Genomic DNA, 17,863 nt, shown 5'->3' on the forward strand with positions numbered 1-17,863 from the left:
TTCTAAGCCAACCTCCTGGTTGTTTTGGGATTCCCACATCCTTTCCCACTTAGCCACGAATTAGGGGCCTTAGCTGTAGGTCCGGGTTGTTTCCCTCTCCACGACGGACGTTAGCACCCGCCGTGTGACTCCCGGATATTACTCTCAGGTATTCGGAGTTTGGTTGGGTTTGGTAAGACGGTAAGTCCCCCTAGCCCATCCAGTGCTCTACCCCCTGAGGTATTCATCCGAGGCGATACCTAAATATCTTTCGCGGAGAACCAGCTATTTCCCAGTTTGATTGGCCTTTCACCCCTAACCACAAGTCATCGGAGTCTTTTTCAACAGACACCCGTTCGGTCCTCCAGTGAGTGTTACCTCACCTTCAACCTGCTCATGGCTAGATCACTAGGTTTCGGGTCTAATCCAACGAACTTGACGCCCTATTCAGACTCGCTTTCGCTGCGCCTTCACCTATCGGCTTAAGCTTGCTCGTTAAATTAAGTCGCTGGCCCATAATACAAAAGGTACGACGTCACCCAGAACGTATCTTGGGCTCCGTCTGTTTGTAAGTGTCCGGTTTCAGGAACTATTTCACTCCCCTCGTCGGGGTGCTTTTCACCTTTCCCTCACGGTACTGGTTCACTATCGGTCGCTGAGGAGTACTTAGGCTTGGAGGGTGGTCCCCCCATGTTCAGACAGGATTTCACGTGTCCCGCCTTACTCGAGCATCATTGGTCGCATTACTTGTACGGGGCTATCACCCTCTAAGGCTCTGCTTTCCTGACAGATTCCAATTGTCTTCCAATGATGACTGGCCTGGTCCGCGTTCGCTCGCCACTACTAACGGAGTCTCTGTTGATGTCCTTTCCTCCAGGTACTTAGATGTTTCAGTTCCCTGGGTTTGCTTGAAACCCCCTATGTATTCAGGAGTCTCATACCTTCTCTTGATAACCGGAAATCCAAAACCTCGCGGTTTGGTTTTCACCAAGACACAAGGTCTTGGAGTTCCGGCTATCGAAGGTGGGTTTCCCCATTCGGAAATCCACGGATCAAAGCTTCTTCGCAGCTCCCCATGGCTTATCGCAGCGTAGCACGTCCTTCATCGCCTCTCAGCGCCAAGGCATCCACCGAACACCCTTAAGGCACTTGATTGCTCTCATTATCAATGTCCACACACTCGGCAGAATGTTGCCCGCGACAGATCCCGAAGGACGCCGATCGCGAACGGACATTGATTGAAAAGACCAGTTATTGCTTCGTAAGATCGATCCGATGGCGTGCGGTCAAGCTCGCCAACAAAGACCATTTTACAACACGTTCATCTTGCGATGAGCGTGCGCCGAAAATGATCTGGAGATACGCGTTCACATCCCGCGAATTGCTTCGCCGGATCCGAACCCGGATCGATCTCCTCTTTACGATGTCAGAAAACCCGCAAGCCTTCATGCGAATGAAGGCAAGCGAATACATAATGCGGACGAAATCACTCGAGCTGTCCGATGACAGCGTCGAGGCACGAGCGTGGGTCACGATGATCATCCATCTGGTGGAGCCAGACGGGATCGAACCGACGACCTCATGCTTGCAAAGCACGCGCTCTCCCAGCTGAGCTATGGCCCCGTAACCAGAAGACGAACGCAACGCTCGATGAAGTGGTGGGCCTGGGAAGACTTGAACTTCCGACCTCACGCTTATCAAGCGCGCGCTCTAACCAACTGAGCTACAAGCCCTCAACACGAGGAGCATGCGCGCGCACATCGACCCGGCCATACGACCGATCGATAGAACGCTGCGCGCCGCCCCTGGCGCGTGTTCGTCCGCGAAGAAAGAGAAACGAAGACGGCGAAATCCCGCCAAATGGGGTTCATTATGACTTGAACCCCGGATGTTTCTAAAACAGGTCGATAATCCCTCACTGCAAGCAGCGAGTTCTTGAAAAGACCCATCCTTAGAAAGGAGGTGATCCAGCCGCAGGTTCCCCTACGGCTACCTTGTTACGACTTCACCCCAGTCGCTGACCCTACCGTGGTCAGCTGCCTCCCTTGCGGGTTAGCGCACTGCCTTCAGGTAGAACCAACTCCCATGGTGTGACGGGCGGTGTGTACAAGGCCCGGGAACGTATTCACCGTGGCATGCTGATCCACGATTACTAGCGATTCCAACTTCATGGAGTCGAGTTGCAGACTCCAATCCGAACTGAGACGGTTTTTTGAGATTTGCGAAGGGTCGCCCCTTAGCATCCCATTGTCACCGCCATTGTAGCACGTGTGTAGCCCAGCCCGTAAGGGCCATGAGGACTTGACGTCATCCCCACCTTCCTCGCGGCTTATCACCGGCAGTCTCCTTAGAGTGCTCAACTAAATGGTAGCAACTAAGGACGGGGGTTGCGCTCGTTGCGGGACTTAACCCAACATCTCACGACACGAGCTGACGACAGCCATGCAGCACCTGTGCTCCAGGCTCCGAAGAGAAGGTCACATCTCTGCGACCGGTCCTGGACATGTCAAGGGCTGGTAAGGTTCTGCGCGTTGCGTCGAATTAAACCACATGCTCCACCGCTTGTGCGGGCCCCCGTCAATTCCTTTGAGTTTTAATCTTGCGACCGTACTCCCCAGGCGGAATGCTTAAAGCGTTAGCTGCGCCACTAGTGAGTAAACCCACTAACGGCTGGCATTCATCGTTTACGGCGTGGACTACCAGGGTATCTAATCCTGTTTGCTCCCCACGCTTTCGTGCCTCAGCGTCAGTTATGGGCCAGTGAGCCGCCTTCGCCACTGGTGTTCTTGCGAATATCTACGAATTTCACCTCTACACTCGCAGTTCCACTCACCTCTCCCATACTCAAGATCCTCAGTATCAAAGGCAGTTCTGGAGTTGAGCTCCAGGCTTTCACCTCTGACTTAAAGACCCGCCTACGCACCCTTTACGCCCAGTGATTCCGAGCAACGCTAGCCCCCTTCGTATTACCGCGGCTGCTGGCACGAAGTTAGCCGGGGCTTATTCTTGCGGTACCGTCATTATCTTCCCGCACAAAAGAGCTTTACAACCCTAGGGCCTTCATCACTCACGCGGCATGGCTGGATCAGGCTTTCGCCCATTGTCCAATATTCCCCACTGCTGCCTCCCGTAGGAGTTTGGGCCGTGTCTCAGTCCCAATGTGGCTGATCATCCTCTCAGACCAGCTACTGATCGTCGCCTTGGTGAGCCATTACCTCACCAACTAGCTAATCAGACGCGGGCCGATCTTTCGGCGATAAATCTTTCCCCGTAAGGGCTTATCCGGTATTAGCTGAAGTTTCCCTCAGTTGTTCCGAACCAAAAGGTACGTTCCCACGTGTTACTCACCCGTCTGCCACTGACATATTGCTATGCCCGTTCGACTTGCATGTGTTAAGCCTGCCGCCAGCGTTCGCTCTGAGCCAGGATCAAACTCTCAAGTTGGACTTGAAACTTTGAACCGGCTGATCACAACGTTTTGACGAGGTCCCACCATATACGCCGACCGACGATTCACATCGCGATCGACACGCCATCCGAAGATGACATGGTGTAACCTTTGAAACGTGTAACCGCCGAAGTCTTTCGTCCGGTCTCTATGTTCGAAAGCCGAAGCCTTCTTACAATCGAGACCCGCAAGGACTTCGCCGTCCACGTTTCTCTTTCTTCATCTTTACTTGTCAAACAGCCCGGAACCCGAAGGTCCCATGAAGTCCAAAACCCGAGGGTCTCGACTTCTGCTCCCACACTTATAGGAGCCTTACTCTCCATCCGACGGCAATTAGCAACCGATGACTGTCGGCTGCTGATCACTCATCGTAATGATGAAGCTTTCAGAGGCGCGGAAGCTCGCTGGGGCCCGGTGGGCTGCAGCGGCGCCGCGCTCAGTGGTTGGTTTATAGGCCAGGCCCTTCGGATCTGTCAACGGCCTTCGTCAGAAAAATGTCGTGTGACCTCGGAAAATCATTTTCCGTCGATGGCACAAGGCTTTCCGGGCCGTGACGCCGTACTCAAGCCACATTCCTCGGTCGTTCTCCCCAAAATAGATTTGCCGGATTCGTCCGGTTGCCTCCTTCGGCAGCCGGGTTCAGCCAGACGGGGATCGCGATCGTGACGCTTTCATCGCCGGTTCCCGGGTTGAGTTCGGCACCGGACATTTCCCGCCATTGACGTTCGAGCCGGCTGCCAGCAATTTGGCCGCCTCTTATCGAACGTCCGCGGCGCGGCCTCGTTCCCGAGCTCCGCCCGCGCGGCGCTGCCCGGGCACGGGGCAACAGGAGGCTCTCGCGATCGATCGCGCGACGCCTCCATCGGGTCAGGGACACTTGCCGGCCGGCGACGTCAGCGGGCGGGCGGGATTTTGGGGGACTGCGGATTGAGCCAGAGGTTGTCACGGGGACGCAGCCACGGGCGCGAGGTCGGTTTCATCGACCTCGGCCACGAGCCCCCGCTTTCCGTCGATGGCACTGAAGCCGCGGTGATCGATCGCCGTCGCGTCTCGGTCCAATGGTTCAGCGGCACGATTCTGACCGGCCTGTGCGGCGCAGCCTTGATCGGCGGCGCCGTTTTCGCGTCGCTCGACGGCGAAATGACCTTCGCCAAGGCGCCCGAGCGGGTCGAGGCCGCGCTGCGCGGCGCCTTCGGCGCCGACAAGAACGCCGCCCTGCACAAGAGCGACCGCCTGCCCCCGCCCAGCGAATCGCAGGCCGCGCGCAACGTGATCCGGGTCTCCTCGGTCTCGCGCGTCGGCAATCGCGACGTCGTCCGGGTGCGGCCCTACATCAAGATCGCCGGCAATCTGTCGCTGTCGACCACCGAACTGTCGGCCAAGATCCCGCCGTTCAACGCCCAGCGGATGCTCAGCGACGTCGGCGCCGCGGCGCCGGCGGCGGAAGACGCGCAGAATCCCGACGCCGTCGAGCCCGACGCCGAAGTCTCGTTCATCACCCGCGATCTCGGCCAGGTGCTGCCGCGGGCGAAGATCGCAGGCTTCATCCCGCCCGACGAAATCCTGATGCGGGTGCGCGACGCGGCGAACTGGAAGGGCAATAGCGGCGTGCGCTACGCCAGCGCCACCGCCGGGGATATCGGCGGCGGCGGCGGCGATATGCGGCTCGGCTACGCGCCCGAAGGCGCCTCCGCCGACCCCTATGCGGGTTTCGAGACCCGCATCGTGCCGGAAAACGTCACGCTGCTGCCGAAGACCAAGGAGCAGGTGACCGGCGGCAATGCCTCCGGCGAGCGCGTCCACATCGTCAAGAAGGGCGACACCGTCGTTTCGGTGCTGCGCGACCAGGGCGCCAGCGAGCTGGACGCCAATGCGGTGGCCCAAGCGCTCGGCGCGCGCGGCCGCAACGGCGGGCTGAAGGAAGGCCAGAAGCTGCGGATCCTGATGGAGCCCTCCGGCGCCGCCAAGCAGCCGCAGCCGTTCCGGGTGATCATCGCCAACGATTCGGCGGTCGAAGCGGTGGCGGCCTTGTCCGATCTCGGCCGCTACGTCGCGGTCGACGTCCAGGCCCTCAACACCGTCAGCGACACCGCCGACAACAGCGACGAGGACGAGGACGACGGCACCGGCGTGCGGCTGTATCAGTCGATCTACGAGACCGCGATGCGCAACAAGGTGCCGCAGGCGATCATCGACGACATGATCAAGATCTACTCCTACGACGTCGATTTCCAGCGCAAGGTGCAGGCCGGCGACTCGTTCGAGGTGTTCTACGCCGGCGACGACGAGACCACCACAACGGTCGAGAAGAACGACGTGCTGTTCGCCGCGCTCACCGTCGGCGGCGAAACCAAGAAATACTACCGCTTCCAGACCCCCGACGATTCGGTGGTGGATTTCTACGACGAGAGCGGCAAGAGCGCGAAGAAGTTCCTGGTGCGCAAGCCGGTCAACAACGCGATCATGCGCTCCGGCTTCGGCGGCCGCCGCCATCCGATCCTCGGCTACGTCAAGATGCACACCGGCGTCGACTGGTCGACGCCCTACGGCACCCCGATTTTTGCCTCCGGCAACGGCGTGATCGAAAAGGCCGGCTGGGAAGGCGGCTACGGCAAATACATCCGGATCAAGCACAACAACGGCTACGAGACCGCCTACGGCCACATGTCGGCCTTCGCCAAGGGCATGGAGCCCGGCAAGCGGGTCCGCCAGGGCCAGGTGATCGGCTTCGTCGGCTCCACCGGCCTCTCCACCGGCGCGCATGTGCATTACGAAATTCTCGTCAACGGCCGCTTCGTCGACCCGATGCGGGTGAAACTGCCGCGCGGCCGCTCGCTCGAAGGCCCGCTGCTGGCGTCCTTCGAGAAAGAGCGCGACCGCCTCGACGCCATGCTGACCGGCCGCGGCGCCGGCCGCTTCGCCGAAGACCTCACCGCAGCCACCCCGGTGCGCAGCGTCAACGCGGCGGCGGCGCGGAAGTAAGCACGGCGCGCAGCGTCGCGCGAGCGCGCCGGCGATTCAGTGCCGCACAAAGCGCTTCGCGGCGTGATGCGCGGCTGATCCGCGGGCCCGGAGTTCTGCGAAACAAGAAGTGACCGGGCTCCCGGATCTGCGCAGCGGCATGAAGAATGCCGCAGCGCGTCCGGGACACGGGATTTGCCGATTCCCCTCGCCAACTTCCCCTTGCCAACGCTTCGGCGCAGCCAAATACTCCCGGCATAACAACAAACATACGGGAGAAAATGCGATGAGGACCAAACTTGCGCTCGGCGCGAGCGCGATGGCGCTCGGACTGCTGGCCGTTTCCGCCGCGCGCGCGGATGATTACCACGTCACGAAATTGGTGCAGGGCTCGGCGTTTCACGGCGTGCATGGCCTCGGCATCGACAAGGCCGGCCGGCTGTTCGCCGGCTCGGTCGCGGGCGCAGCGCTCTACGAGGTCGATCGCGACAAGGGCACGGCGAAGATCGCGGTGCCGACGCCGGAAGGCATGGCCGACGACATCGCGTTCGCGCCCGACGGCACCATGGCGTGGACCGCGTTCCTCACCGGCGACCTCTATGCGCGCAAGGGCGACGGCCCGATCAAAAAGCTCGCCTCGGGTCTGCCCGGCATCAACTCGCTCGCCTTCCGCAAGGACGGCCGGCTGTACGCCACGCAGGTGTTTCTCGGCGACGCGCTGTACGAGATCGACGTCGCGGGCGAAAAGCCGCCGCGCAAGATCATGGAGAAGATCGGCGGGCTGAACGGCTTCGAATTCGGTCCCGACGACAAGCTCTACGGCCCATTGTGGTTCAAGGGCCAGGTCGCCGCGGTCGATGTCGACAAGGGCGAGCTCAACGTCGTCGCCGACGGTTTCAAGATTCCGGCGGCGGCGAATTTCGACAGCAAGGGCAATCTCTACGTGCTCGACACCGCGCTCGGCCAGCTCGTCCGGGTCGATATCAAGACCGGCAAGAAACAGCTCGCGGCGCAGCTGAAGCCGTCGCTCGACAATCTGGCGATCGACGCGCAGGACCGCATCTTCGTCTCCAACATGGCCGACAACGGCATCCAGGAGGTCGATCCGGCGACCGGCACCGCCAGGCAGGTGATCATCGGCAAGCTGGCATTTCCGGGCGGCATCGGCGTGGTCTCCGACGGCGGCAAGGACACGATCTATGTGGCGGATGTTTTCGCCTATCGCAGCGTCGATGGCGCCACCGGCGAGGTCCGCGAACTGGCGCGGATGCATGCCGACGGCGTCACGCTGGAATATCCGATGAGCGCCACCGCCAAGGGCAACGAGGTGATGCTGTCGAGCTGGTTCACCGGCACCGTGCAGGTGATAGACCGCGCGAGCGGCAAGACCATCGAGATGCTGCACGACTTCAAGGCGCCGTATGATGCGATCCGGCTGGCGAACGGCAAGCTGGTGGTCGCCGAACTCGGGACCAAATCGCTGGTCGAAGTCGGCGGCGAGCACGGCAAGGACCGAAAAGCCATCGCCACCGACCTTAACGGCCCGGTCGGCCTCGCCGCGGCGCCCGACGGCGCGGTCTACGTCACCGAGGCGTTCGCCGGACAAGTGACCAAGATCGATCCGGCCACCGGCGCCAAGACCGTGGTGGCGAAGGATCTGAAGATGCCGGAGGGGTTGGCGCTGGCGCCGTCCGGCAAGCTCGTCGTGGCAGAAGTCGGCGCCAAACGCGTGGTTGAGATCGATCCTGCGACCGGCAAGGTCACCGAACTCGCCGGCAACCTCCCGATCGGCCTCGTCCCCGCCCCCGGCCTGCCGCCGACCAACATGCCGACCGGAATCGGCGTCGGCGCCAGCGGCACGATCTACGTGTCGTCGGACATCGAGAACGCGATCTACAAGATCGCGAAGAAGTAGCCGGGCAGGCTCGACGGCCTCACCAGGCTGCGCGACCGTCATCCTGAGGAGCGAGCGCAGCGAGCCTCGAAGGATGAGCAACGAGCTCGATGCAACATCCTTCGAGGCCCGACGCGCCGCGCAAAAGCGCGGCACGTCGGGCTCCTCAGGATGACGCCGAGCAGGTGGCGAGGCAGGATCAGTCTCAGCGCGCGGTCTCAAAATGCGGATGGCCGGGACGAGCCCGGCCATGACGATTTGTGACTTCTCAAAGTGCGTGCGGAAATTCCGCCCGCACTTTGCCTCGCCTCAGTTCAGCATCCGCTTCGGCGGACGCCCGGGGAACGGCTCGACATCGGCGGTGTGCGGCGGGGCGCCGTTGAAGGTCAGGACGCCGCCTTCGGTCGAGATCGCCACCTTCGCGCCGTCGCTGACGGTGCCGTCGAGGATCATCTCGGCGAGCGGGTCCTGCACATGGCGCTGGATCACCCGCTTCAGGGGACGCGCCCCATAGGCGGGGTCCCAGCCCTTCTCGGCGAGCCAGTCGCGCGCGGCGGGGTCGAGATCGAGCACGATCTTGCGATCCTCCAGCAGCTTCGCCAGCCGGCTGAACTGGATGTCGACGATCCGGCCCATTTCGTTCTTCTGCAGGCGGTGGAACAGGATGATCTCGTCGACCCGGTTGAGGAATTCCGGCCGGAAATGCGCCCGCACCATGTCCATCACCTGTTCGCGCACCACCCCGGTGTCCTCGCCCTCGGGCTGGTTGACCAGATATTCCGAGCCGAGATTCGACGTCATCACGATCAGCGTGTTGCGGAAGTCGACGGTGCGGCCCTGCCCGTCGGTCAGGCGGCCGTCGTCGAGCACCTGCAGCAGCACGTTGAACACGTCCGGATGCGCCTTCTCGATCTCGTCGAACAGCACCACCTGATACGGCCGGCGCCGCACCGCTTCGGTAAGCGCGCCGCCCTCGTCGTAGCCGACATAGCCCGGAGGCGCGCCGATCAGCCGGGCGACCGAGTGCTTCTCCATGTATTCCGACATGTCGAGCCGGACCATCGCAGTCTCGTCGTCGAACAGATATTGCGCCAGCGCCTTGGTCAGCTCGGTCTTGCCGACGCCGGTGGGCCCCAAGAACATGAACGAGCCCATCGGCCGGTTCGGGTCCTGCAGCCCGGCCCTCGCACGACGGACCGCGGTCGACACCGCATGCACGGCCTCGAACTGGCCGACCACGCGCTTGCCGATCTGCTCTTCCATCCGCAGCAGCTTTTCCTTCTCGCCCTCGAGCATCTTGTCGACCGGCACGCCGGTCCAGCGCGACACCACCTGGGCGATGTGATCGGCGGTGACCGCCTCCTCCATCATCTCGCCGGCATTCTCGTTGGCTTCGATGTCCGCAAGCCGCTTCTCCAGCTCCGGGATCCGGCCATAGGCCAGTTCGCCGGCGCGCTGATACTCGCCGCGACGCTGCGCGTCGGCGAGTTCGAGCCGCAACCCGTCGAGCTCGCTCTTCAGCTTCTGGGCGTCCGAGAGCTTGTTCTTCTCCGCGCTCCAGCGCTGCGTCAGCGCGGCCGACTTCTCCTCGAGATCGGCGAGCTCCTTTTCCAGCGTGACGAGGCGCGATTTGGAGCCGGCGTCGCTCTCCTTCTTCAGCGCCTCCTGCTCGATCTTGAGCCGCACGATCTCGCGGTCCATCGAATCGAGTTCTTCCGGCTTGGAATCGACCTGCATCTTCAGCCGCGCCGCGGCCTCGTCCATCAGGTCGATCGCCTTGTCGGGCAGGAAGCGATCGGTGATGTAGCGATTCGACAGCGTGGTGGCGGCCACCAGCGCCGAATCGGCAATGCGCACGCCGTGATGCTGCTCGTATTTGTCCTTCAGGCCGCGCAGGATCGAGATGGTGTCCTCGACGGTCGGCTCGGACACGAACACCGGCTGGAACCGCCGCGCCAAAGCGGCGTCCTTCTCGACGTGCTTGCGATATTCATCGAGCGTGGTGGCGCCGATGCAGTGCAGCTCGCCGCGCGCCAGCGCGGGCTTCAGCAGATTGGACGCATCCATCGCGCCGTCGGCCTTGCCGGCGCCGACCAGCGTGTGCATCTCGTCGATGAACAGCACGATGCCGCCGGCGGCCGCGGTGACCTCGTTGAGCACGGCCTTCAGCCGCTCCTCGAACTCGCCGCGATATTTCGCGCCCGCGATCAGCGCGCCCATGTCGAGCGCCAGCAGCTTCTTGTCCTTCAGGCTCTCCGGCACGTCGCCATTGAGGATGCGCAGCGCCAGACCCTCGACGATCGCGGTCTTGCCGACGCCGGGTTCGCCGATCAGGACGGGATTGTTCTTGGTGCGGCGCGACAGCACCTGGATCGTCCGGCGGATTTCCTCGTCGCGGCCGATCACCGGGTCGAGCTTGCCGTCGCGCGCCGCCTGGGTGAGATCCCGGGCGTATTTCTTCAGCGCGTCATAGGCGTTTTCGGCCGTGGCGCTGTCCGCGGTGCGGCCCTTGCGCAGCGCGTTGATCGCGGCGTTGAGATTCTGCGGGGTGACGCCGCCCTTGGCGAGCAACTGCCCGGCCTCGGAATCTTTGTCGAGCGACAGCGCCAGCAGCAGCCGCTCCACGGTGACGAAGCTGTCGCCGGCCTTTTCGGCGGCCTGCTCGGCGCCGTCGAGCGCGCGCGCCGTCGCCGGCGCCAGATAGACCTGGCCGGCGCCCGAGCCGGAGACCTTCGGCATCTTGCCGAGCGCGTCTTCGGTCGCCTTCAGGATCGCGCGGGAATTGCCGCCGGAGCGGTCGATCAGACCGCCGGCCAGCCCCTCGGAATCATCGAGCAGGACTTTGAGAATATGCAGCGGCGAGAATTGCTGATGGCCCTCGCGGACCGCCAGGGATTGCGCCGACTGGACGAAGCCGCGCACGCGTTCGGTGTATTTTTCTGGATTCATGTTGGGTGTCCCTCAGCCTGCCATCGGCGCCTCGAAAGCACGCGGACGGCATCTTCATTGGGGTTCCACCGGCCGCGCTGACATTCCTCAGCCGGCGGCGGTCGTCGCCCTGCCCGATCAGGGCAGCGGCTTGACGGAAATGTGGGCATCTGCTGGTGGAAACGGAAGACGCGGCGTCACAATTTCGTGCAGGTCAGGGTCGCGAAAATCCATTAAGGAGCGGCATGACCATACCATCCCCGGCGTCTCTCACCTCGATCTATCGCTATCCCGTCAAGGGCCTGTCGCCCGAGCCGCTGGCCGAAGTGGCGCTGCGGGTCGGCCAGACGCTGCCGGCCGACCGCGCTTATGCGATCGAGAACGGGCCGACCGGCTTCGATCCGGCCAATCCGGTGTGGAAGGCGAAGGTCCATTATCTCATGCTGATGCGCAACGAGCGGCTGGCCGCGCTGCGAACGCATTACGACGACGCCACCGCCATGCTGACGATCCGCCAGGACGGCGCCGAGGCCGCCCGCGGCGACCTGCGCACGGTCGAGGGCCGCGCCGCGATCGAGGCGTTCTTTGCCGCGCGCTTTGCCGACGAGCTGAAGGGGCCGCCGAAGGTTCTGGACGGCAAAGGCTACAGTTTCTCCGACGTGCCGATGAAGGTGCTGTCCGTCATCAACCTCGCCAGCGTCGCGGCGCTGGAGGAGATGACGGGGCACAAGGTCGACCCGCTGCGCTTCCGTGCCAACCTCTATGTCGAAGGCTGGCCCGCCTGGGCCGAGCTCGACATGATCGGGCAGACTCTGGCGATCGGCGACGCGCGGCTGAAGATCGTCAAGCGCACCGTCCGCTGCGCCGCCACCAATGTCGACCCGGTCACCGCCGCGCGCGACATGAAGATTCCCGAAACACTGCAGCGCCAGCTCGGCCACGCCGATTGCGGGGTGTATGCCGAAGTGATCGAAGGCGGACGAATCGCGAGGGGCGATGCGGTAGGGTTCGACTGAAATGGTTCGATATGCGCAGTACGGAGTTTACTGTCGCGCTACGCGCTCTTGAGATTAACTCAAATTTACCAATTGACTCGACGCTCATTGGCAGGTTGACTTCTTTTTGGAGTGCATAGGATTTTTCGATGCACAAGATTTTCTCTTACTAGCCGTAGCTCGTAATTTTCAAAGACCGCCTGATTCCGAACAGCAACTCTGGTTTTAGCTTGTGGGGCATTTCATGTTTCGCAGATTTCGAGAGTTCGCCTTTGTTTCGAGCACTTCAGTCCTGCTCTGCAGCTGCGGCAACTCAATGTGGAGCGCGTCCAGCAATCTCGATATTCCGCCAAACCTGGACGGCGCAGTACTTTCCTATGCAATGGCTCAGGGAGAAGTTAGCTTCAGCGCCGAATACACGAACAAGCGGCTATTGCTCTCAAGTGATCAGAAGATGACGGCAACCCCCGACTACGGGGCAATGTTCAAGGTTGTCTATGATCACAACAGCTTCTCTAGTGACGACATCGAAATCCAAATGGACGGAGCGCTAGTAAAATCGCTCTCTTCCTCGACGGAGGACCGCTCCATCGCCGTCGTGCAAAGCGTAACGGCGCTGCTCACGCAAGCTGGCGCAACACAAAAGGACCTGGAGAAATCGCGGGTGTTCAGCAACTTCATCGCAGACACGCCCGCTATGCCTCCCTGCAGCGACATGAAGGCTGTTGCTCAGAAAGATATCACCAACAACCGTCGACATCGAACAACCATCACGCAATTGGGCGAGCCCAGTTGCTCGATCCGGTTTGCGATCGAGGTCAAATCACACCCGGATAAAGTTCTCTCTTTCAACGGGTTTATTCCACAGAACGACATCGGCACAAATCCGGATCAAGTATGTAATTTCAGTTTTTGCTTCAGGAGAGCGGGACTGTTTTCAGTCAAAGGCTATGCGAAGTTGGTTCAGAAGGGCCAAAATGGAGAAAAGACGCTCGCCACCACGCCACCAGTGAGCTTCCAAGTTCTTGCTCCCGTGGCGAGCGAACTTGGATTTGTCCGGTTCAATCGGCGAGCCTTTGTCAAGAATAAGACCGTCATATCCTTCAACAACGGCATTCTCTCGGGATTCAGCGCTAGCAATCCGAGCGAGGTCGTCGGAGCCGTTCAGCTTCCGTCTGAGCTTCTGAAAGGGGTGAGCGCCGCCTTCCTAATACATTAACTGCACGGCGGCTGTCGGCATGTTCAGCGTGAGCACGCTCTTACCCTCTCCCACAAGGGGAGAGGGTAAGAGCGGGCCTCAGCTCGACGGCATCACATAGGCGTAGATGCGGCTCTTGGAGTACACCGACTCGGCGACGCGGCGGCCGTGATTGCCGGAGACGACGATCGGATTGCCGCTGGAATCGATGCCGCTGACGATGCCGACATGGCCGCCGCGCTTGCCGCGCGACATCACCGCGATGGCGCCGACCTGCGGGCCGGAGATGCGCTGGCCGTAACGGGCGAACGAACTCGCCATGTCGGAGCCGGTGCCGCGATGGCCCGCGCGCTCCAGCACCATGTTCATGAACCGCGCGCACCACAGCCGGCTGCGGCCGGTCGGGTTGCCGCCGATGTAGCGGCGCGCCTCGGCGACCAGGCTCGAATTGCCGCCACCGCCGCTACCGGCCCAGCTCTGCGTCTGCATCTGCTGCGGCTCCGTCTGTTGCGCCATCGCCCGAGCCCGCACGGCGCGCCGCGAGACGCGCTGCTTGGTCACGCGCGGCGCATGGATGCCGTCGGAGTAGTTGGACGAAAACGTGGAAGCGCCGCCGGGCGTGAAATTCTGCGCCTGGTTCTGCGCGTAGCTGAGCGAATAGTTCTGCCCCTGATCATGACGCCCCTGATCGAAGCCGAACTGCTGCGGCTGAGCAAAGCCGCCGGTCGCCGCCTGCGGCGCGCGGCGCACGGCGCGATGGCGCTTGGCGGCGCGCTGGTGGCGATACGCGCTGCGGGACGCGCGATGAGCGCCGCGAACCGACGCGCTGTGATCGCCGTAGTGAGAAACGGTGTGACCATGATGACGATGCAACGGCCGGGCCGATGCGGGGGACGCCAATGCGGCGATCGCCGCGATACCCAGACCCAACACAACTACGCGACCGAACGCGAACGCAGTAAACTCGACCATGCAGAACTCTCTCCATCGATACCCGGCAAGTACGACCGGCCCGGTGCGTAAACAGAGCGGGGATGGCGAGAGAATGACTCGTGCGGCGACGAAGTCGTCATTCCGCGGTCATAGGATGATCATTTCGTGGCAGGGGAACCGCCGCATCCGGCCTCCGCGCGTGCGTTAACCATTAGTTAAAGCACAGCGGCGCAGCGCCCGGCGGTCGTCGTTGCGACTCGGCAGATCAGGGCGCGAGGTAATCGCCCGGCGCGGCGTGGTGTTTCTTCTCGGCGCGGCTCAGCAAGAACACGCCCTGCTCGCCGAACATGTTCCAGAACCACCACGGCGCGTTGAGCCGCAGCGGCCGGCCGTAGCGGTCGAGCGCCACCGCGCGTTCCATCTTGACGTCGATTTCGTCGCACAGCAGCACAAAATCCTTGATGGTGCAGAAATGGATGTTCGGGGTGTCGTACCAGGTCGCCGGCAGATTGTCGGTGCGCGGCATCTGGCCGTTGATCAGCAGCTGCAGCCGCATGTTGATGTAGCCGAAATTCGGAAACGACACGATCGCGCGGCGGCCGATGCGCAGCAGGTTTTCCAGCACGACGCGCGGCTGCCGCGTCGCCTGCAGCGTCTGCGACAGGATCACGTAGTCGAAGGCGTCATCGGTGTAGTTGTCGAGGTCGGTGTCGGCGTCGCCCTGCACCACCGCGAGACCGCGCGAGACGCAGCGGTTGACGCCCTCGCGCGACAGCTCGATGCCGCGGCAATCGACGCCACGGGATTCGAGCAGCTGCATCAGATCGCCCTCGCCGCAGCCGACGTCGAGCACCTTGGAGCCGGGCTCGACCATGTCGGCGACCAGCAGGTGATCGGCGCGATGCACCCGCAGCGTGGTGCGCGCCGGCGGCTCCAGCGGCAAGCTCTCCTGCACCGCCATCTCAGCGCCCCGCTTTGTCGAGCCCGCGCGCGGTCGCAGCCGAGTGCAGGAAGGCGCGGGCGATGTCGATGAATTCCGGCTCGTCGAGCAGAAAGGCGTCGTGGCCTTTGTCGGTCTCGACTTCGGCGAACGACACCCGCGCGCCGCCGGCGTTGAGCGCATGCACGATCGCGCGCGATTCCGGCGTCGGGAACAGCCAGTCGGAGGTGAACGACACCACGCAGAACCGCGTCTGGGTGCCGCGGAACGCCGCCGCCAGCACGCCGTGATGGTCGGCGGCGATGTCGAAATAATCCATCGCGCGGGTCAGATAGAGATAAGAGTTGGCGTCGAAGCGCTCGACGAAGGACGAGCCCTGATAGCGCAGATAGCTCTCGACCTGGAAGTCGGCGTCGAACGAGAACGTCGGCAGTTCGCGGTCCTGCATCCTGCGGCCGAACTTGCGGTGCAAGGCGGCGTCGGACAGATAGGTGATGTGCGCGGCCATCCGCGCCACCGCGAGGCCGCGATGCGGATGCGCGCCGGTCTCGACATAGCGGCCATGGGCCCAGTCCGGATCGGCCATCACCGCCTGGCGGCCGAGCTCGTGGAAGGCGATGTTCTGCGCCGAATGCCGCGTCGCGCAGGCGATCGGCATCGCCGAGAACACCCGCTCCGGATAGGCGACGCTCCATTGCAGCACCTGCATGCCGCCCATCGAGCCGCCGACGACGCAGAACAATTTGTCGATGCCGAGCCGGTCGACCAGCATCGCCTGGGCGCGGACCATGTCGGGGATGGTGATGACGGGAAAATCGAGGCCCCAGACCTTGCCGGTGGCCGGATTGGTCGAGGCCGGACCGGTCGAGCCCATGCAACTGCCGATCACGTTGGAGCAGATGACGAAATAGCGGTCGGTGTCGATCGGCTTGCCGGGACCGACCAGCGTCAGCCATCCGCCCGGCTTGCCGGTGATCGGATGCACATTGGCGATGTGCTGGTCCATGGTCAGCGCATGGCAGACCAGAATGGCGTTGCTCTTGTCGGCGTTCAGCGTGCCATAGGTCTGGTAGGCGATCTGGAACGGGGCGAGGTCGACGCCGCAATCGAGCCGCAGCGGCTGGTCGGCGCCGAACGACGCCACCAGCGACGTCGGATGGTCGGCCTCGTGGGGGCGCTCGCCACCGGTCGCAACGGGACCTTTCACCGGGTGTACATTCATCATACTGCCAACGGCCTCAGCGAGGGCATCCCCGCTGACCTCAGATAAGAGCGACCGAGCCAATAAAAAACCCGGCCTGAACATCGGTTCGGCCGGGATCAGAAACTGTCCCCGGCCTGTTTAGCGAGTTGTTTAACGTGGCTGCAAGCCGGCCGGCTCAAATGACCACGGGATCTGGCTGGGACTCTAATCACGAAGCTCGGGGTCGTCAATATTGGGGCCGAGGGTGTGCAGCGCCTGCTCTCCCCTCCCCCTTGCGGGGAGGGGTCGGGGGTGGGGGGCCGCGAGCACGGTGGTTGTGGAGAGCGGCCACACCTCAGCGCCGTGCTCGGCTCGCCCTCACCCCAGCCCTCTCCCGCGCGCGGGAGAGGGAGCGCGCTGCGGCTGGGGCGGCGCCCTGCCCGAAGGCAAAATCCTTTGCCTTCAATCGTCTGGTTTCCTAAGCAGAAGGTCGTATCGCGCCTCGATCTCGCCTGAAGGTTCCCCGCCATGACCAAACCGCCCTCGCCGCCGTCGCTGACCGAGCTGCGCCAGGAGATCGACGGCATCGACGCGCAGGTCCATCAGTTGCTGATGCAGCGCGGCGACATCATCGACCGGCTGATTTCGGTGAAGCAGACCCAGGAGGTCGGCTCGGCGTTCCGCCCGGCGCGCGAGGCCGACATGATGCGGCGGCTGGTGCAGCGCCACCACGGCATCCTGCCGCTCGACACCGTGGAGAGCATCTGGCGGGTGATCATCGCCACCTTTACTTATGTCCAAGCGCCGTTCGCCGTGCATGTCGACCAGTCGCTGGGCGAATCCGCGATGCGGGATTCGGCCCGGTTCCATTTCGGCTTCACGGTGCCCTATGTGCCGCATTTCTCGGCCTCCGCGGCGGTCGAGGCGGTGGCGCGCTCCAAGGGCGACCTCGCTTTGGTGTCGGCGACCTCCGGCAGCAATCCGTGGTGGCTGGCGCTGGAGGCCGCAGGCGCCCCGAAGATCATCGCCCGGCTGCCCTTCATCGAGCGCGCCGACCATCCGGCGGCGCTGCCGGTCTTCGTGGTGTCGCGGGTCGCGGACAGCGCCATGGTCACCGAGGTCGAGACCTGGAGCATCCGGGTGTCGGGCTGGAATGCCGAGATCGCCCGGGCGATCTCGCCGCTGGCCGAAGTCGTGGCGGTGCCGGATACCGCTTTTGACGGCGCGGCGCTGCTGGTGTCGATTTCCGCCCCCGGCGGCCTCGACAATATCAAGGCTGCCCTGATCGCAGCGGGGGCCTCGGTGCGCTCATCGGGCCTCGTCGGCAGCCACGCGAGGCGCTATACGGTGCCCCCGAGCGGCAAGGCCCCGACCTGAAGGACCGGCCTGCAGCCGCCTGACACT

The 17,863-nt window shown here is 62.9% G+C and carries 9 protein-coding genes, 2 tRNA genes, 2 rRNA genes and 1 riboswitch (1 of these 14 cut by a window edge); of the genes, 5 read left to right on the forward strand and 8 right to left on the reverse strand.

What is annotated here, in order from left to right:
- The 4 genes from RPB_RS21360 to RPB_RS21380 all read right to left on the reverse strand — a co-directional run.
- Window positions 1–1,134: ribosomal RNA gene (locus RPB_RS21360) — 23S ribosomal RNA — on the reverse strand (it extends 1,695 nt beyond the left edge of the window).
- Window positions 1,135–1,526: 392 nt separating this feature from the next.
- A tRNA-Ala gene (locus tag RPB_RS21370) sits at window positions 1,527–1,602 on the reverse strand.
- Window positions 1,603–1,635: 33 nt separating this feature from the next.
- Window positions 1,636–1,712: transfer RNA gene (locus RPB_RS21375), tRNA-Ile, on the reverse strand.
- Between the two features lie 222 nt (window positions 1,713–1,934).
- A 16S ribosomal RNA gene (locus RPB_RS21380) occupies window positions 1,935–3,423 on the reverse strand.
- The 16S and 23S rRNA genes sit together here with 2 tRNA genes alongside, the layout of an rRNA operon.
- Before the next feature lie 943 nt (window positions 3,424–4,366).
- Here RPB_RS21380 and RPB_RS21385 point away from each other — a divergent pair.
- Window positions 4,367–6,409: a peptidoglycan DD-metalloendopeptidase family protein gene (locus tag RPB_RS21385; RefSeq protein ID WP_011443117.1), complete on the forward strand. Its 2,043-nt coding sequence runs from the start codon at window positions 4,367–4,369 to the stop codon at window positions 6,407–6,409.
- Window positions 6,410–6,674: 265 nt separating this feature from the next.
- The gene (locus tag RPB_RS21390; RefSeq protein ID WP_011443118.1) at window positions 6,675–8,303 is read left to right on the forward strand and encodes a Vgb family protein; all 1,629 of its coding nucleotides are present in this window, start codon (window positions 6,675–6,677) and stop codon (window positions 8,301–8,303) included.
- A 288-nt stretch (window positions 8,304–8,591) separates the two neighbouring features.
- On the opposite strand, the gene clpB is transcribed toward RPB_RS21390, so the two are convergent.
- Window positions 8,592–11,231 (reverse strand): ATP-dependent chaperone ClpB, encoded by a 2,640-nt coding sequence (clpB, locus tag RPB_RS21395; RefSeq protein ID WP_011443119.1) that lies wholly within the window; start codon window positions 11,229–11,231, stop codon window positions 8,592–8,594.
- A 224-nt stretch (window positions 11,232–11,455) separates the two neighbouring features.
- Here clpB and RPB_RS21400 point away from each other — a divergent pair, with 224 nt between their 5' ends.
- Both RPB_RS21400 and RPB_RS21405 read left to right on the forward strand, forming a co-directional pair.
- On the forward strand, window positions 11,456–12,226 hold the full coding sequence (locus RPB_RS21400; protein WP_011443120.1) for an MOSC domain-containing protein: 771 nt from the start codon (window positions 11,456–11,458) through the stop codon (window positions 12,224–12,226).
- A 223-nt stretch (window positions 12,227–12,449) separates the two neighbouring features.
- Window positions 12,450–13,424 (forward strand): hypothetical protein, encoded by a 975-nt coding sequence (locus RPB_RS21405; RefSeq protein ID WP_157038880.1) that lies wholly within the window; start codon window positions 12,450–12,452, stop codon window positions 13,422–13,424.
- A gap of 78 nt (window positions 13,425–13,502) precedes the next feature.
- Here the strand turns inward: RPB_RS21405 and RPB_RS24970 are convergent, their stop codons facing one another.
- From RPB_RS24970 to metX, 3 genes are all read right to left on the reverse strand, one after another.
- Window positions 13,503–14,375 (reverse strand): TIGR02594 family protein, encoded by an 873-nt coding sequence (locus RPB_RS24970; RefSeq protein ID WP_011443122.1) that lies wholly within the window; start codon window positions 14,373–14,375, stop codon window positions 13,503–13,505.
- 226 nt (window positions 14,376–14,601) lie between these two features.
- Window positions 14,602–15,297 carry a methionine biosynthesis protein MetW gene (metW, locus tag RPB_RS21415; protein WP_011443123.1) on the reverse strand — a complete coding sequence of 232 codons (696 nt, stop codon included), beginning with the start codon at window positions 15,295–15,297 and terminating at the stop codon, window positions 14,602–14,604.
- Between the two features lies 1 nt (window position 15,298).
- Window positions 15,299–16,501, reverse strand: a complete 1,203-nt coding sequence (gene metX / locus RPB_RS21420) for a homoserine O-acetyltransferase MetX (RefSeq protein WP_011443124.1) — start codon at window positions 16,499–16,501, stop codon at window positions 15,299–15,301.
- A 96-nt stretch (window positions 16,502–16,597) separates the two neighbouring features.
- Window positions 16,598–16,677: riboswitch (SAM riboswitch) on the reverse strand.
- A gap of 310 nt (window positions 16,678–16,987) precedes the next feature.
- Here metX and RPB_RS21425 point away from each other — a divergent pair.
- Window positions 16,988–17,836 (forward strand): chorismate mutase, encoded by an 849-nt coding sequence (locus RPB_RS21425; RefSeq protein ID WP_011443125.1) that lies wholly within the window; start codon window positions 16,988–16,990, stop codon window positions 17,834–17,836.
- The last annotated feature ends 27 nt before the right edge of the window (window positions 17,837–17,863 follow it).

Source organism: Rhodopseudomonas palustris HaA2 (assembly GCF_000013365.1).
Taxonomy (GTDB): domain Bacteria; phylum Pseudomonadota; class Alphaproteobacteria; order Rhizobiales; family Xanthobacteraceae; genus Rhodopseudomonas; species Rhodopseudomonas palustris_J.

Bases quoted from the DNA above. Each gene is read 5' to 3' on its own strand.
- RPB_RS21390 (WP_011443118.1), top strand. From the start codon at position 6,675: ATGAGGACCAAACTTGCGCTCGGCGCGAGCGCGATGGCGCTCGGACTG.
- clpB (WP_011443119.1), bottom strand. From the start codon at position 11,231: ATGAATCCAGAAAAATACACCGAACGCGTGCGCGGCTTCGTCCAGTCG.
- RPB_RS21400 (WP_011443120.1), top strand. From the start codon at position 11,456: ATGACCATACCATCCCCGGCGTCTCTCACCTCGATCTATCGCTATCCC.
- RPB_RS21405 (WP_157038880.1), top strand. From the start codon at position 12,450: ATGTTTCGCAGATTTCGAGAGTTCGCCTTTGTTTCGAGCACTTCAGTC.
- RPB_RS24970 (WP_011443122.1), bottom strand. From the start codon at position 14,375: ATGGTCGAGTTTACTGCGTTCGCGTTCGGTCGCGTAGTTGTGTTGGGT.
- metW (WP_011443123.1), bottom strand. From the start codon at position 15,297: ATGGCGGTGCAGGAGAGCTTGCCGCTGGAGCCGCCGGCGCGCACCACG.
- metX (WP_011443124.1), bottom strand. From the start codon at position 16,501: ATGATGAATGTACACCCGGTGAAAGGTCCCGTTGCGACCGGTGGCGAG.
- RPB_RS21425 (WP_011443125.1), top strand. From the start codon at position 16,988: ATGACCAAACCGCCCTCGCCGCCGTCGCTGACCGAGCTGCGCCAGGAG.